The 16160-nt window shown below is 60.9% G+C and carries 11 protein-coding genes and 1 pseudogene; 4 read left to right on the top strand and 8 right to left on the bottom strand.

The genetic code is table 11. The annotated features are described in order from the left end of the window. Nucleotides 1-36: 36 nt before the first annotated feature. The 6 genes from K3756_RS10650 to dctP all read right to left on the bottom strand — a co-directional run bounded on the left by K3756_RS10650 (nt 37) and on the right by dctP (nt 7489). Nucleotides 37-1554, bottom strand: a complete 1518-nt coding sequence (locus K3756_RS10650; protein ID WP_259987221.1) for an ABC-F family ATP-binding cassette domain-containing protein — start codon at nt 1552-1554, stop codon at nt 37-39. A gap of 255 nt (nt 1555-1809) precedes the next feature. Then, the gene (locus tag K3756_RS10655) at nt 1810-3321 is read right to left on the bottom strand and encodes a malonyl-CoA synthase (protein WP_259987222.1); all 1512 of its coding nucleotides are present in this window, start codon (nt 3319-3321) and stop codon (nt 1810-1812) included. A gap of 11 nt (nt 3322-3332) precedes the next feature. Next, complete coding sequence (locus tag K3756_RS10660; protein ID WP_259987223.1) at nt 3333-4571, bottom strand: malonyl-CoA decarboxylase; 1239 nt, start codon at nt 4569-4571, stop codon at nt 3333-3335. Further along, nucleotides 4568-5884 carry a TRAP transporter large permease gene (locus tag K3756_RS10665; RefSeq protein WP_259987224.1) on the bottom strand — a complete coding sequence of 439 codons (1317 nt, stop codon included), beginning with the start codon at nt 5882-5884 and terminating at the stop codon, nt 4568-4570. Before K3756_RS10665 ends, K3756_RS10660 begins: the two co-directional genes overlap by 4 nt. Beyond that, entirely contained in the window at nt 5884-6432 is a 549-nt protein-coding gene (locus tag K3756_RS10670; protein ID WP_259987225.1) for a TRAP transporter small permease, read from the bottom strand. Before K3756_RS10670 ends, K3756_RS10665 begins: the two co-directional genes overlap by 1 nt. A gap of 70 nt (nt 6433-6502) precedes the next feature. Next, complete coding sequence (gene dctP, locus K3756_RS10675; RefSeq protein WP_259987226.1) at nt 6503-7489, bottom strand: TRAP transporter substrate-binding protein DctP; 987 nt, start codon at nt 7487-7489, stop codon at nt 6503-6505. A 140-nt stretch (nt 7490-7629) separates the two neighbouring features. On the opposite strand from dctP, the gene K3756_RS10680 reads away from it, so the two are divergent. After that, nucleotides 7630-8277 carry a GntR family transcriptional regulator gene (locus tag K3756_RS10680; RefSeq protein WP_259987227.1) on the top strand — a complete coding sequence of 216 codons (648 nt, stop codon included), beginning with the start codon at nt 7630-7632 and terminating at the stop codon, nt 8275-8277. Between the two features lie 112 nt (nt 8278-8389). Further along, nucleotides 8390-9496 (top strand): serine hydrolase, encoded by a 1107-nt coding sequence (locus K3756_RS10685; protein WP_259987228.1) that lies wholly within the window; start codon nt 8390-8392, stop codon nt 9494-9496. Nucleotides 9497-9614: 118 nt separating this feature from the next. Here the strand turns inward: K3756_RS10685 and K3756_RS10690 are convergent, their stop codons facing one another. Beyond that, nucleotides 9615-10502: a LysR family transcriptional regulator gene (locus K3756_RS10690; protein WP_259987230.1), complete on the bottom strand. Its 888-nt coding sequence runs from the start codon at nt 10500-10502 to the stop codon at nt 9615-9617. 160 nt (nt 10503-10662) lie between these two features. Here K3756_RS10690 and K3756_RS19620 point away from each other — a divergent pair. Beyond that, nucleotides 10663-10809 (top strand): annotated as a pseudogene (locus K3756_RS19620) (aldo/keto reductase); the annotation flags it as partial. 109 nt (nt 10810-10918) lie between these two features. Next, nucleotides 10919-11383: an aldo/keto reductase gene (locus K3756_RS19625; RefSeq protein ID WP_409202398.1), complete on the top strand. Its 465-nt coding sequence runs from the start codon at nt 10919-10921 to the stop codon at nt 11381-11383. Between the two features lie 88 nt (nt 11384-11471). On the opposite strand, the gene K3756_RS19580 is transcribed toward K3756_RS19625, so the two are convergent. After that, nucleotides 11472-15986, bottom strand: coding sequence for a Hint domain-containing protein (locus tag K3756_RS19580; protein WP_311201695.1), 4515 nt, complete (start codon nt 15984-15986; stop codon nt 11472-11474). Nucleotides 15987-16160 lie beyond the last annotated feature (174 nt).

Here is a 16160-nt window from a genome sequence, read left to right on the forward strand (position 1 = left end):
TAACCATCCCGCAACGGTCGCATCCCGATCGCGGCATCAATCCCGGCCCATCTGTTGGTTCAGAAACGGCTCCGGGCTGTCCACTTCGCGCAGCGTACTGGCCTCAATCAACCAGAACCGGTTACCGACGTTGCGCAGAAAGCTGCGGTCGTGCGTCACAATCAAACAACTGGTCTGGTGCCCCACAAGCTCCGCTTCGAGCGCTTCTTGTCCGTCAATATCGAGATGGTTGGTCGGCTCATCCAAGAGGTAGAAATTCGGGTTCTGCAAGCGGAGCATCAGCATGGCAAGCCGCGCTTTCTGCCCGCCGGACAAAGCACCGATTCGGGTATCCTGCATCTCTATGCCCACGCCTGCTGCGGCCAGAACGCCCCGCGCCCGCTGATCTGCGATATCGCACCGGCGCGACACCGCGGACATCGGGGTTTCGTCATCCGGCAGCTGGGCCAGATGCTGGTCCGAATAGGCAGGAACGATCGATGCCGCGCATTTCAATCCCCCCTGCGGAATCTTGAAAGCCCCCGCAATCGCGCGGACAAGCCGGGTCTTGCCGGTGCCGTTGGGCCCCAGCAGCACGATCCTGTCGCCCGGCGCGATCCATTTGCGGCCTGTCCGGTACAGCGGGCGGCCATCCGGTGTCTCGATTTGCACATCGTCAAGTGTCACCAGCGCCTTCGCGTGCGTGCCGCTGTTGGTCAGCGCGATGGCCCCTGCGTGATGCTCGCGGTGGGCGGGTCTTGCCGCGGCCTCCATCTTTTCGGCACGCGCACTAAGCTGTTTGGTCTTGGTGATCAGCAGATCGGAACCGGAGTTGATTCCAATATTCTTGAGTTTCGCGGCCTGTCTGCGCAGCTGCTGGGCCTTGTTCAGATCATTGGCGAACCGGCGCGCATCAGCGGCATCGGCTTCGTCGAGCGCCGCGCGCGCGGGCGTGAACGGCAGCTGGAATTTTCGCGAACCCTTCGTGCGCAGGAACAGGGTGGCGTTGGTCACGGTATCCAGAAAGGCACGGTCGTGCGAGGTGATGACACTCGGCAAATCGGCGGGCAGCTGTGCCAGCCAGTCTTGCAACATCCCGACGCGCTGCAGATCGAGATGGTTTGTGGGTTCATCCATCAACAGCGCATCGGGTTCTATCACCCACGCTGCCGCCAAAGCCGCCATGCGTTGCCATCCGCCACTCAGGGTGCCGAGGGTCTGGTGCTGCAGATCGTAAGGCACATTCAAGGCACCAAGCACGACATCGACCCGCCAGCTTTCGTAATCGGCTTGCGCGGGAGGCAACCCGGCAAGCACGTGATCGTAGAGTGTCTCGCGCAGGGCGGTTTGCGGCACATCCTGCGGCACATAACCGATGCGCAATCCACGTGCGCGGGTGATCTCGCCGGTGGTGGGCTCGCTCTGGTCGGCCAGACATCTGAGCAGCGTGGTTTTTCCGCTGCCATTGGCCGCGACCAAACCGATACGGTCGCCCTTGTTCACGGTAAATGTCAGATCATCAAAGAGAGAGGCGCCAAGGGTTACCCCCAAGCCGGATACAGTCAGAATTGTCATTGCTGTTGTCTCGCATCAAAACGAAAGGGGCCGAAAAACGGCTTTGAGCGGACCAAATCAGATCGTGAAATGTCTGGTCAGCCCTGCAAACGAATTTACAGGGCCGCGCGGGGACCATGCTGAAGTCGGCGGATGATACGCATCGTCAGCAAGTGCCCTCCCTTTGTTGAATGCTGTCTGTTGCTAAATGCTAGAAAATTACCTGCGCCATTACAAGCACGAGGTCTGAGGCCGCCTCATGCCAGCACGCGAACGTCAGTCGAGCGCGTTTGCAAATTGGGTCCGCAGCACGTTCTTTTGTACTTTGCCCATCGTGTTTCGGGGTAATTCCGGCACAATCAACAGCTTGCGGGGCTGCTTGAAGCGGGCCAATGACGTCGCCACCTGCGCGGCAATGCCCTCCAGATTCAGCGTCGTATCCGGCATTGCGACAAGGATGCCCAAAACGCTTTCGCCGAAATCGGCATGCGGCACCCCGATGACCGCGCTTTCCAGCACACCGTCCTGATCATCAAGCAGCAGCTCGATTTCCTTGGGATAGATGTTGTATCCGCCCGAGATGATCAGATCCTTGTTGCGCCCGACAATGCTGACGTATCCGTCCTCGTCGATCCGGCCCAGATCACCGGTGATGAAGAACCCGTCACTGCGCAGCTCTTCGGCGGTTTTTTCGGGCATCTGCCAATACCCCTGAAACACATTGGGGCCACGCACCTCGATCTCGCCGATTTCGCCCTTCGGCAAGGTCTCTGCGGTCTTGCTGTCCGTGATCTTCAATTCCACCCCGGGCAGCGGGAAGCCGACCGTCCCGGCGCGCCGCTCCCCGTCGTAGGGGTTCGAGGTGTTCATATTCGTTTCCGTCATGCCATAGCGTTCCAGTATGCGGTGCCCCGTACGGCTTTCGAATTGCGCATGCGTTTCCGCCAACAAAGGCGCACTGCCAGACACGAAAAGCCTCATATGCGCAGCGAGGTCCTTGGTGAACCGGTCATCGCCCAGCAATCGGGTGTAGAAGGTCGGCACGCCCATCATCGTGGTGGCCTGCGGCAGATGCGCAATCATCTGGTCCAGATCGAACTTGGGCAGGAACACCATTTGCCCCCCCGCGAGCAGTGTGATGTTGCTGGCCACGAACAGACCGTGGGTGTGGAAGATCGGCAGCGCATGCAGCAACACATCGTCGGTGGTAAAGCGCCATTCGTCGCGCAGCGTCTTGGCATTCGACAGCAGGTTGCCCTGGCTGAGCATGGCCCCTTTCGACCGCCCCGTCGTGCCGGAGGTATAGAGAAAGGCAGCCAGATCATCGATGCTGCGGGACACGGTTTCGAAGGTTTGCGAAAGCTGCGCCGCGCCATCCGCAAAGCTGCCGGTGCCATCTGCATCAAGCGTCTCGAGCTTTGCACTGCACCGCGCGGCAATCGGCCCGAGATCCTCCCGCTTGGACCCGTCGCACAGAAGAACGCCCGCGCCGCTGTTTTCCACGAAATAGGACACTTCATCGGCGGTATAGGCCGTGTTGAGCGGCAAAAAGACCAATCCGGCCTGCACGCAGGCCGCATAGACCGCAAGCGCCTGCGGGGATTTCTCGATCTGCACCGCGACCCTGTCCCCCGCCTTGAGGCCCAGACCGGTCAGACATCCGGCATACTGCGCCGCCAGCTCCAGAAATCCGGCATAGCTGAGGGTCTGCCCGTCGGGAAGGCGCAAGAACACGGCGCTGCTGCCCGCGTGTTGGCCAAACAACGTATCGTAGAGCGGGTTTTCCATTCAGAAGATCCTCAGGACTTGGATGGAACAGACGCGCCGAGCGCGCGCACTGCGGGCGATGCCGTAACGACCTTTTCGGTGACGAAACGCTCGTGATTGGCGGTGATTTGCGGCAGATCATACAGGTAGTTGACCATCGCACCACGCGATTGTCGCATGCCGTTGTCCGACACGTCCGCCTGCGCATGTACCACATGCACCACAGCGCCGTTGCCCAGATGGAAGCGGGCGACCGGATCAACGGGCAACCTGTCTTCGCGTTTCGCGTTCAAAAGGTAATGGGCGGCCTGCTGCTCCAGCGATGCACGCATCAGTGCGGGGTCCGCATTTTGATCGAGCCAGCGGGTCAGGCCGGGGATCGGCGACAGGGTCACGAATGTCTCAAGCGCGATCAGGTCCCGCGATAATTCGGCTGCCACCTGCTTGATCAGCGAATTGCCAAAGGAAATCCCCGCCAGACCCGCCTGACAGTTCGAGATGGAATAGAATACGGCCGTGTCGGCATCCTGCGCCTCGATCGGTTCTCGTCCGTCGGCCAGCAAGGTCTGCACGGAGTTCGGAATGCCCTGTGTAAGCGCCACTTCGACGAAAATCAGCGGCTCATCCGGCATGGCGGGATGGAAGAACCCGAAACAGCGCCGATCAGAGGGTTCCAAACGGCGGCGCAGATCATCCCAGCTGTCAATCGCGTGTACCGCCTCATAGGCGATGATCTTTTCCAGAACGGCGGCCGGGCTTGACCAGTTGATCCGGCGCAGGACCAGAAAGCCGCGATTGAACCACGACGCGAAAAGATGCTGGAAATCAACGTCGAGCGGGCCCAAGGCCGCGTCCTGCTGCATCATACGCAAAAGATCATGCCGCATGGACACGAGCCGCTGCGTCCCGCCGGGCACCTGATTCAGGCGGCGCAGCAGCTCCTGACGGCGGGGTTCGCTCGCCCGCGCATAGGCTTGATAGCTGCGCTTGGACGGGCTTTGTTTGTAGGTCTTGAGCGTTTCGACCACATCCACCGGATCGATTTCAAGATCGCGCAGCATGAAGTCGAAGAACGCGCGCTTTTCGTTCGGTTCAGCGTGGGCGTAGTGATCGAGGATCAACCGCGCCACTGTGCTGCCGGACACTTCGCCCTGCGTGCCCAGAAGATCATGCGCCAGATCATTGATCGCGCGGCCCTCGGCACCGGAGGAGACGGCCCGCGCAAAGCGGCGCTCGAAAACGGTTGAGAAGAGGCCGCTCAGATAGCTCATATCGCGGTGCCCATGACGGCGTTAGGCAACCATGTCGCCAGACCGGGGAAGATGCACAGCAAGATGATCGCGATCACCATACAGGCCACGAACGGCAGCGATCCGGCAAGGATCGTCTTGAGCGAGATGTCAGGCGCGATCCCGTTGATGACATAGAGGTTCAGCCCGACAGGCGGTGAGATAAGGCCGATTTCCATATTGATCGTCAGCACAACCGCGAACCAGATCGGATCGAAACCGGCCGTCGTGATGATCGGCAACAAGATCGGTGCTGCCATCAGGATCACGGCCACCGGAGGCAGGAAGAACCCGGCGATCAGCAAAAAGACATTCACCGCACCCATCAATACCCAGGGGTTCACGTCCAGCGTTCCGATCCAGGCGGCGATGGATTGGGTGATGAACAGGCTCGACAGCATATAGGAAAACACGCCCGCTGCGGCGATGATAAACAGGATCATCACGCTTTCCTTGGTGCTGTCGCGCAGGACGACCCACAGATCAGCGGGGTTCCACAGTTTGTAGATCACCATCGCAATCAATAGACACAAAAGAGCGCCCACCGCTGCCGTCTCTGACGGGGTCGCGACACCACCGTACATGGCATAAAGAACACCGACGATGATCACCAGAAACGGCACCACCCGCGGCAGGATCTCAAGCTTTTCCTTCCACGTATAGTTGCCCTGCGCCAGCAATGCGCGGTCTCCGGATCGCCACGTCGAGTAGAGCGACCACACCATGAAAAGCACCACGAGCAGCAGACCGGGAATGACCCCGGCCAGAAAGAGCCGGCCGATCGATTGCTCGGTTGCGATGCCGTAGACGATCATTGTGACCGATGGCGGGATCAGGATGCCCAATGTGCCTCCTGCCGCGATAGAACCTGCGGCGACCCCGTCCGGATAGCCGCGTTTGCGCATTTCGGGGATCCCCATCTTGCCGATCGCCGCACAGGTCGCGGGGCTTGATCCGGACATGGCCGCGAAAAGCGCACAAGCCCCGAGGTTCGAGATGACCAATCCTCCGGGAACGCGCGTCAGCCACCGCTCCAACGCTTCGTACAGATCCGCACCCGCGCGGGTCGACGCGATGGATGATCCCATGATGATAAACATCGGGATCGACAGCAGTGCGAAATTGTCGAGCTTGCCAAACAGGATTTCGGGCAGCAATTCCAGCGACCGCATGCCATCGAATATCATGATAAACGCCGTCGATACGATCAGCAGCCCCAAGGCGACAGACACGCCTGAAAACAGCACCAGAATGGTACAGACCGCAACGATAGCGCCGAGTGTGAGCGGATCCATCAGCTGTCCTCCAAACCGAATGGCTTTTCGATCCCGAGAAGGATCGCCACCAGATCGGCCACAAGCTGCAACAGATACAGGGCAAAGCCTACGGGCAGCGCCAGATACGGTATCCACAGGCGTACGCCCCAGACGGTATCGGATTTCCAGTTCCGCTCCCACGTCAGATGCCAGAATTCATAGGAATGCCAAAGCATGATCGCCACCATGACGATGGACACCGTCAGGGTGAACATGGCCAGACCGAAGCGCGCCTTGCGCCCCAGCGCCAAGGGGATCAGATCGACGTTCACGTGACCGCGCAGCCGCTGCACATAGGGCAGACCGATCAACGTGGCGCCGATGGCCAGATAAATCACCGCTTCGGTCTGCCAGATGGTGGAGCCGTTGAGGACGAAGCGCACGAAGATCATCTGGCACGTGATCGCGATCGCCGCCACGATCATCGCGGCAGAACACCATCCCGCAAGCGTAGAGAGAGCAGCCACGAGACGCAGGAACGGGTTGTTCCCCGTCCGCGCGGCCGCGACAGAGCTTTGGCCTGCCATTGCAACACCCTTGAATAAAAGAAGAAACATCTTCGGGCCGCGTCACGATGCGGCCCGAATAAAGCGCCGATCAATCGACGGCCAGCGCCATATCGAGCAGTTCCTGACCGCCCTCCACTTCTTCAACAAAACTGGCATAGGATGTTTCCTGCGCCAGCGCGCGCCACGCCTCGAAATCCTCGGCCGACATCTGCGCAATCTCGACGCCCGCGTCACGGAACACCTGCTCGGACGCCGCGTCCTGCTTTTTCGCCTCTTCCAGATAGAACGCCTGCGCCTTGGCCGACGCATCCATCAGCGCCTTTTGCTGCTCCGGCGTCAGGCCGTCAAATCGGGATTTGTTCATCAACAGCGGTTGATACATAAACCACAATGCCACATCACCCGCCGGAGTGTAGCAGCTGACCTGCTCGTAGATGCGGTAGGAAACGAAGGAGGACGACGAGGTATTTGCCGCGTTCAAGACGCCGGTTTGCATCGCGTTATAGATTTCGGAGGACGCCATTCCGGTGATAGAGGCCCCTGCCCCCGCCAGCATCTGCTCGAACGCCTTGCCTGCGGCGCGGGTCTGCAGGCCCTTCACATCCTCGGGCTTCGTGATGCATTTGTCCTTGCCGACAAAACCGCCTGCCAGATACCCGTGAACCAGCACCATTACGTCATCGTCGGCCATCTTTTCCTCGAGTGCCGCCATGAAGGGCGACGCGCTCAGACGGGCCGCGTGGTCGTGGTTTTTCACCATTCCGGGCATCAAAGTGAGGTTATAGGCGGGCTGCTGACCGCCTGCATAGCTCAGCGGCAATACAGTCATGTCCAGCTGCCCGCGGCTAAGCGGGCGGTATTGCTCGCGCGGCTTAAACAGGGATTTCGAGCCGAAAATCTGGATGTCGAGATCGACGTCGGCTGCCGCCACTTCATCAGCAACCATTTGTGCAACCTGATGGCGCACGTCCTTGTTCGACCATTGATGTGACAGACGTAATGTTTCGGCGCTCGCCGCCGACCCGAACGCCAGACACGCCGCCATCGCCGTCGCCGTAAATTTTGCGAATTTCATAGTTTCCTCCCAGGGTGTGAATCGAATTTTGCATCGAACCTACGGCCAAAGCGTCACATGGCTCGCATAACGAGTCAATCTTTTCGTATACAAGAATTCTATGATTGCATTTCCACCAATCGGGATGGTATTGTTTCCCAATGGAAATGAGACGCGCAGACGAAATCGCAAATACGCTGGAACAGCTTGTTTTCGCTGGAGAATTCCGGGATGGCGAACGGCTTGACGAGTTGAAACTCGCAGAGCAGTTCCACGTCTCGCGCACCCCTATTCGGGAGGCGCTTCAGGTGCTCGTCACCTCCGGCATGGCCGAACAGATCCCGCGGCGCGGCGTCTTCATCCGGCAACCCGGCCCGGTCGAGTTGATGGAGATGTTCGAAACCATGGCCGAACTCGAAGCGGTCTGCGGTCGCCTTGCGGCAAGTCGCATGAGTGACGCCGATCTGGAAGCGCTGTCCGCCGCGAACGCGCGGTGCCAAGAGGCGATAGAGGCTGCCGACCACGACCGCTATTACGCCGAGAACGAAACGTTCCACCAGATCATCTACCGTGGTGCGGCAAACAGCTTTCTCGAAAAGCAGGCACTGCAGTTGCAGGCGCGTCTCAAGGCGTACCGGCGCATCCAGCTGCGTTTTCGCGGGCGTCTGAGGCAGTCGATGGGAGAACACTCCCAGATCCTGCAGTATCTCAAAGACGGCGATGCACAGAACACCGCAAGGGTCTTGCGCGATCATGTTGCGGTACAGGGCGAGAAATTCCACCAGCTTCTGGCCAGCCTCGATCGGTAGCGGCTTGGCAGGATGGCGCCCATTCCGGTCCGGCGATCATCCCCCTCCACCAATTTCATCTAAGCTATGACCACATTCGACTGGTTGCCGCAGCATCGCCGTGGAGGTTCGCATGAAATTCATCCTCGTTGCCCTCACGCTGGCCATAATCATTCCGCTGGCCTGCGATGCGACGGCCCAAACCGACGCGGACCAAATGGCGCGCCGCATCACGGCAACCGGCGCACCGGGCGCGGCAGTGGGGGTGCTGAGCGCGACCGATGCGGGTGACTGGCAGGCTATCGTCGCCGTGGACGGTCTTCGGGCCGCCGGCACGGACGTCCCTGTGGTCACAACTGACCCTTGGCACATCGGATCGCTGAGCAAATCGATGACTGCCACGCTGGTGGCGCGGCTGGTCGAGCGTGGCACTCTATCATGGGAAGATACGGTCGGCGATCTGCTTGGCGCGGTCGTGCGCGATATGCATCCCGCGTACCGCCCGCTGACTTTTCGCCACTTGCTGAGCCACCGCGCGGGGCTGCCCGCTAACATTGGCAGGATCGCCGCGCTCAGGCTCAGTGGCACGGACGCCGGCAGGGATGCCCGCGCCGACCGCGAAATCTATGCGCGAATTGTTCTGGCGCAGCCGCCCGTGTCCACGCCCGAGACGGAGTTTGCCTATTCGAACGCGGGCTATGTCGTTGTCGGTGCCATGCTGGAGGCCGCGACGGACCAATCTTGGGAAACCCTCATCACGCGCGACATATTCGATCCGCTCGGTCTTGGCAGCGCCGGGTTCGGACCACCGGGCAGCCTCGATAGGCTCGACGCACCGCGCGGCCACCGGGGCACAGCGCGGCCCCGCCCGGTGGCGCCGGAGCGTTTTGCCGACAATATACCCGCACTGGGCCCCGCCGGTCGTGTCCACATCAGCGCGCCAGATCTTTTGCGCTATGCCGAGGCGCATCTGGATGGGGCATGGGGCAACACCGATTTCCTGTCGCAAGAAAGCTGGCAGCGGCTGCATGCTCCGCAATTCGGCGGAGATTATGCGATGGGGTGGAACGTCACGCCCGGCGGACAGCTTGTCCATTCGGGGTCAAATACCTTGTGGTTTGCGCGTATCGGTATCGATCTGGCCGCACGGCGTGCGTTTGTTCTGCTGGCAAACCAATACAGTCGCGACGTCCTGCGCCCTTTGTTTGCCGACCTCACGACCGAGCTGTTTGATCGCTGAACGTCAACCTGCGTGTTGCGGCTGAACGGGCGCATGAGGTTTTCGACAACAAACGGCAACGCGTTTGCGCTCAGGGTCATGCGGGAAAGGACCAGTGCCCGAATTTTCGGGGCGGCATTTAAAGCCATCTGTCGCAATACGCTTGGACCGCTCTGCAAAACCGCTCCACCCGCGCGGGCCTCTGCGTGCCCGTTGCCAGCGCAAGGTTCACGGGAAGCTGCGCGGCTCGCAGGTTTGGTGCCACATCAACCAGCGCACCGCTGTCGAGGTCTTCGGCGACAAACCACCGTGGCAGGATCGCGATGCCGACCCCCTGCCGCGCAGCCTCGTAAATCGCGAAAATATTGTCACTCGCCATCTTGGGCCGAACGGTAAAACTCCGCGCCGCTCCTTTCGTGTCGTATAGCTCGATCCGGTTGCCTTCGAATTGTCCGAGGGTGAGCCATGGCATCTTGGCCACATCGGCCCCGCGCTGCCGCGCCAGACAATCGGCGGTCCCCACGACCAGCCTCTCTACCTTGGCAAGCTGGCGCACCACCAAGGTATCGTCAGGAACGGCGCCGATCTTGATCCAGCAATCGCACCCCTCTTCGGCGAACCGGATCACGTCATCGCGCAGCCGCCAGTCTATGGTTATCTGCGGGTGCGCATGCATGAATTCCGCCGCTGCCCGCAGCAAAAGCCGCTGTCCCAAACCGACCGGAGCGATGACGCGGATGGTGCCGCGCAGTCCACCTTGCCCGCTGTGACGGTCCTCTATGGCTTCCCATTCACCCAACATCCGCCGTGCGTCCGCCAGCAGCGCAAGGCCGTCCGGTGTAAGCGTGACATCATGGGTGGTGCGCCGCACGAGAACCGTGCCCAAACGGTCTTCCAAAGCGGCAAGCTGGCGCGACACCGAAGGCTGCGAGGTTCCCAGATCCCGCGCCGCGCCGGAAAGCGACCGCCGCTCGGCAATGCGCACAAATGTCGAAAGAAGGGTGAGACGATCAAACCGGCTGCTCATACGCAATACGTATAACAATCCTGCCTCATATGCCACTACCGTCTATCCCGGCGGCATCTACCTTTGTCACGACACACACGAAAAAGGACACTCAGTCATGACACATACGACATTCACATTTCCCAACGGACGGACGATCAACCGGATCGGTTACGGCGCGATGCGGCTGACAGGCCAGCCCCGTAATTTCGGCCCTTACGCAGATTGGCAAGGCGGTATTGACCTGCTGCGCCGCGCCCGAGAGCTTGGCGTTACGCACATCGACACTGCCCGCGCTTACGGACCCCACGACAACGAGCGGCTCATTGCAGATGCGCTGGTAGATGCCGATGGCAACTACGGTGAGATGTTCATTGCCTCCAAAGGCGGGGTCGAAAAGAGCGCCAAGCATAGACCGCGATACCTCGGCGGACACGTTGAAACGCCACGTCGACGAAAGCCGCGCCAATCTGCGCACCGACAAGATCGACCTTTACTATGTGCATGCCCCCGACGGGGTCACGCCAATCGCGCAAAGCGTCGCCGCACTCGAGGATATGCGTCAGGCGGGGAAGATCGACATGATCGGTTTGTCCAATGTCACAATCGATCAGGTCAGGGAAGCATTGCGTATCGCGCCCATCGCAGCGGTCCAGAACCGGTATTCACCAGCCGATGAACGTGACGCGGCGCAGGAAAGCATGATTGACTGGCTGGATGCCCAAGGCATCGCCTTTGTCCCGCACGGCCCGTTGGGCGCAAACCCGATGGCGCAGGGCGCAGCGATTGACCCCGGCGCGGCATTGCGACGTTTGCTGGGCCGCGCCCCGAATGTGCTTGCCATTCCGGGTACCACAACCATCGCGCATCTGGAACAAAATGCAGCGGCGCTGGCGGAGTAAGCGGACTGCGGCCCTGTTGCACGGCGCGACCGCACTCTGCGATGGGCAATGGTAAAATCGGGATGCAACCGTTCAGGCGATACGCGTTTCAAGCGCAGGAGGCGGCGGCGGGCACATACAGATTCGGGCACGGTGGCGCCGCAAAAGTCATTGTGCCCGCTTTCCAGCGGCGCCGCACAGCGCCGCGGGGCAGAACCGGAAAGGCCCGCGGGCCAAAGACAGTCCCGTCAAACCCGCCACGCCGCGATGCGGCGGAAAGGAGCCGGGCGCGTTCCGCTCGCGGCAGCATTCCCAACGCATACGGACCGGGGTAAAAGCTCTCGCTCGGCAGGCCCTGTGCAATGATCGCGGCGTGGCGGTCAAGCAGGATATGCCAATAGGTGACCGCATGCCGACCCTTGGCAAAGGATGCAAAAGTCGTTTCTTCGGCCAGATGGCGTGCGCGGACAAAGACGGGCAGACCGCTGGGTCCCACCACAAGCATGCAATGTTGCGGGGACACCAACAGTGCGCGATTGCCCGCGCGGGGCTTGATCCTCACCGGCGTCCGCCGGCGATCCACCTGTCCTGCCGTAAGCGTCAGCTCGGTGTGCGCGATCCACTGGATGCGCTGCAGGTCTCCGGTGTGCGTCACGACGCGGTCGCCGCAACACAACCGCTCGATTGGCACTTCACCGCCCTGCGTCAGGATCAGGGTTCCGCTGGCGAAACAGACAACACCGGTGTTTTCCGATGTGAATGAACTGTTGTCCGCACGCGCGCCCTGAAATGTCAGGCTGCCAGCCCCGAAGCTGTCGTTATCCGAGTAATCCGCACCATCAACGCCGTCGTTGGACTGGTTCAGTATGCCATCGTCCGCTTGGTCGGCATGCAGTTCCCAGATGTCATCGTAGAACCCCGAAAGGTCGATAAAGTCGTTGTTGGTGGTATCGCCGTCGTCCAGCGTACCGGTATTGCCGGTGTTGAAATCGGTGATCGTGTCTGAACCGTCGCCCGCGGCGTAGACGAATGTATCGTCTCCGGTCCCGCCTGTGATGAGGTCGTCCCCCGCGCCCCCTTCGAGCCGGTCATCGTCAGCGCCCCCGTCGAGCGTGTCGTTTCCGTCACCGCCCTCCAACGTATCATCGCCAAGTGTCGCGGTGATGCTGTCATTGCCCGCCCCCCCGACAAGGCTGTCGTCGCCCGCGGAATTCGACAGCGTGTCGTCGCCGTCACCGCCCAGCAAGGTATCCTGCCCCTCGCCCGTTGTCAGAACATCGTCGCCCGCACCCCCTTCGATATAGTCGTCACCATCGCCGCCCGCGATCGTGTCGCCGCCCGCGCCACCGGTCAGGCTGTCGTTGCCCCCCTGACCAAGGATCAGATCGGCGCCATCGCCGCCCATCACCGTGTCGTCATTGTTGCCTGCATCAATGCCCAGCCCGGAGCCATCGGCGCGAGCGTCAATCGTATCCTGCCCCGACGTGCCATCGATGAATTCGATCTCGGAGAATATGCCGTCGGCTGTGCCGCTTGTGGAGGCGTAAGTGCCCGCCTCGTCGCCGGTCAAAAGGACATTCACCGCCGTGGAGCCAACAAAATCGAGCGTGTCGGTCTCGCCGCCCTCGTCGCCGCCGACAATGGTGTCGGTGTCCGCGTTGGCAGAGATCTGGATCATGTCACTGCCAGTGCCGCCGTCGATCGTATCGTCACCGAACTGGCCCTGGATCAGGTCGTCGCCTGCCCCGCCTTCGATGCTGTCGTTGCCGGTCCAGCCAAAGAGGCTGTCACCGCCCTCACCCCCGAAGACCGTGTCGTCTCCCTGATCACCATCGATCTGATCGGCGCCGTCGCCGCCTTCGATATAGTCCGCACCTCCCCCGCCGATGATCGTGTCTTCGCCCGCGAAGCCGAAAAGCCCGACGCCGACCCCGTCGTTGAACGCATCGATCAGATCATCGCCATCGCCGGTAAAAATGTTTTCGATTTCGGAAAAGGAAATCGTGTCGGTTCCGTCGGTAAAGGTACCGGCCTCGTCGCCGCTGAAGGTCACGGCGATATCGCTTGTCGTCAGGCCGACGATTGTGTCGCTGTCGCTGCTCGATGTGACACCTTCACCGCCAAGAATCGTGTCATTGCCGAAGCTGTCTTCGATGACAAAGACGTCGGCATCCTCGCCGCCGTCCATGCTGTCGGCCCCCGCGCCCCCCACGAGCCTGTCGTCGTCCGCACCGCCGATCAGCGTGTCGTTGCCGGCCTCTCCCTCCAGCGTATCATTGCCGCCTGTGGCCACGATGCTGTCATCGCCCGTGCCGCCCACGAGGCTGTCATCACCGTCCGAATTGGTGAGTGTGTCGTCACCCGCGCCGCCGAACAACGTGTCCTCGCCCAGACCGGTGCTTAGAGAATCATTCCCGTCGCCGCCATCGATCCAGTCGTTGCCATCGCCGCCCGCGATTGTGTCGCCGCCGTCACCCCCAATCAGGCTGTCGTTGCCGATACCGCCCTCGATGGTGTCGTCGCCCTCCCCGCCGTCGACCGTGTCGTCCCCACTCCCCCCCGATAGGAAATCCTCGCGAACGCCTCCGGAAATCCAATCGTTCCCGTCCTCGCCATAGATCGTGTCGTCGGACATGGCGCCGCCGGTGTCCGTAATGACGTCATCACCGGCCCCGCCAAACACGGTGTCGGTATTGTTGCCACCATCAATCGTGTCGTTCCCATCCCCGCCAAGGATCCGGTCGGTACCGCCATCGCCGCCGATCAGATCAGCGCCGCCTCCGCCCTCGAGCGTGTCGCTGCCGCTGCCGCCGTAAATCGCGTCTGCGCCGCTTTCGCCCCCGACGAAATCGTTGCCCTCATCCCCAAAGAGCGTGTCAGCATCGTCTCCCCCCCAGACCGTGTCGCTGCCGGCCCCGCCGTAGAAAACATCATTGCCCGATCCGTTTTGTGAGGGACCGAGTTCATCATCGATGAAATCGTTGCCCGCGCCGCCGCTCAGGGTATCGGCACCGTCTTTGCCAAACAGCGTGTCGTCGCCATAGCCGCCTGAAATGCTGTCGTCGCCTGCACCACCATCAAGACTGTCATCGCCGAAGTTGCCGACAATCGTGTCAGCACCCGTGCCACCTTCGATCGTATCGGCAAGACCATCCGCGCCGTAATTGACGGTTTGATTGCCACCCTCGATCAGTTGCAGATAGAAACCGTTTTCATCGCGCAGCACCCAGTTGTCGTCTTCGAAAGTCGATTGGGTAACCGTCTGGCCCGCAGTGATGGTCTGGTAAAACTGAAGCGCGCCCGTATTGTCGATCCACCACAATTCGACCGGCCCATCGGCGTCATTCGTGACGGTCAACGTGGTGGCAGCCCCCCCTTGCGAGGCGAAACTCGGCACATCGATCCAGACATTTTCGCCGCGCAACACGTCATCACCCGCGCCGCCAGCAAGCAGGTCATCGCCCGATCCACCCGCGACGACATCCGCATCGTCGCCACCGTCGAGCGTATCGTCGCCGAGATTTGCGCTGAGCGTGTCGCGTCCCGATCCGCCAATCAGGCTGTCCGCGCCGCTGCCGGCGCGCAGAAAATCGTCGCCTGCGCCACCGTCAGCCGAAAACCCGGCGCTGTCGCTTTCGCCGTAAACGGTGTCGGCACCGCTTGTCAGATCGAAGGCTTCGATCTGCGAAAAGGCGATTGTATCGGTGCCATCGGTCAGGGTTCCCGCCTCGTCAGAGCTGTGACGCACCAAGACGGGCCCGGATATCGGGTTGGCGTTGATGCTGTCGGCGTCATCTCCGCCTTCGCCGCCCGAGATCGTGTCGTTACCGAACGCATTCTCGATAAAGAACGTATCGCCATCGTCCCCGCCCGACACGACGTCATCTCCGGCACCACCAAAAAGAAAATCTGCCCCCTCGCCACCGCTGAGCGTATCGTTCCCCGCATTTCCATACAGATTGTCGAAACCGGCACCGCCGTCGAGGCTGTCGTCACCTTCCTGCCCGTTTATCAGGTCGCCGCCGTCGCCGCCGCTCAGTGTGTCGTTGCCGCCTTCCCCGAACAACCGGTCGTTCCCATCGCCCCCCGCGACAAAATCATTGCCGCCACCGGCATGGATCGTATCATCGCTTTCGCCGCCCAGCAGGTTGTCGGCATTTCCCGTGCCCTTGATCGCGTTTGCGGCGCCCGAAGCGTAGGTCTGGCTGTCCAGATCGGTGTAGGACGGGGCATTCGAGTTTGTGACGTTTGACGGCGTGTACGTGTAGGTATTGCCCGGTTGCAGTTGCCCGTCCGCGACATATCCGACCGCCGTGCCCCCGATCTCGACCGCGTAGATGTTCACGGTTCCGCCGGTTTCATCGGTAATGCTGAACCGGCTTTCGAGATAGGACGGACCGCTGGCGAGCACATTGCCCGCACTGTCGCGCAAGGTTGTCGTCTGCTGGGAGGTATCGTCCGCGGTCTCGTTGGACACGGCATCGCCGGACCATGTTCCGTCATCATCGGTTATGGTGAAGGACAACGCCGTTGCCGCATTATAGCTCGGATCAACCCGCAGGCGGCTTTCGGTGAAATACTGGATGGTGCTCGGCGAAAGCCCGATGAAAGAATGCGTCGCCATAACCTAGCTCTCCGTGAACTCTGTTGTAAAAAATATTCCAAATATCATCGATCTATCCTGAAACCGATTGGCCCGTCGCGGCTGCGCGAAGGGGTCTGCTCAGGTACCCCGGCATCCCCTAACCAAGGTTGAAGCGTGCAGATTTTTATGCGTTCGATTTGAAACGATTTGCCA

The organism is Sulfitobacter sp. S190 (assembly GCF_025141935.1).
In the GTDB taxonomy this organism is placed as follows: Bacteria; Pseudomonadota; Alphaproteobacteria; order Rhodobacterales; family Rhodobacteraceae; genus Sulfitobacter.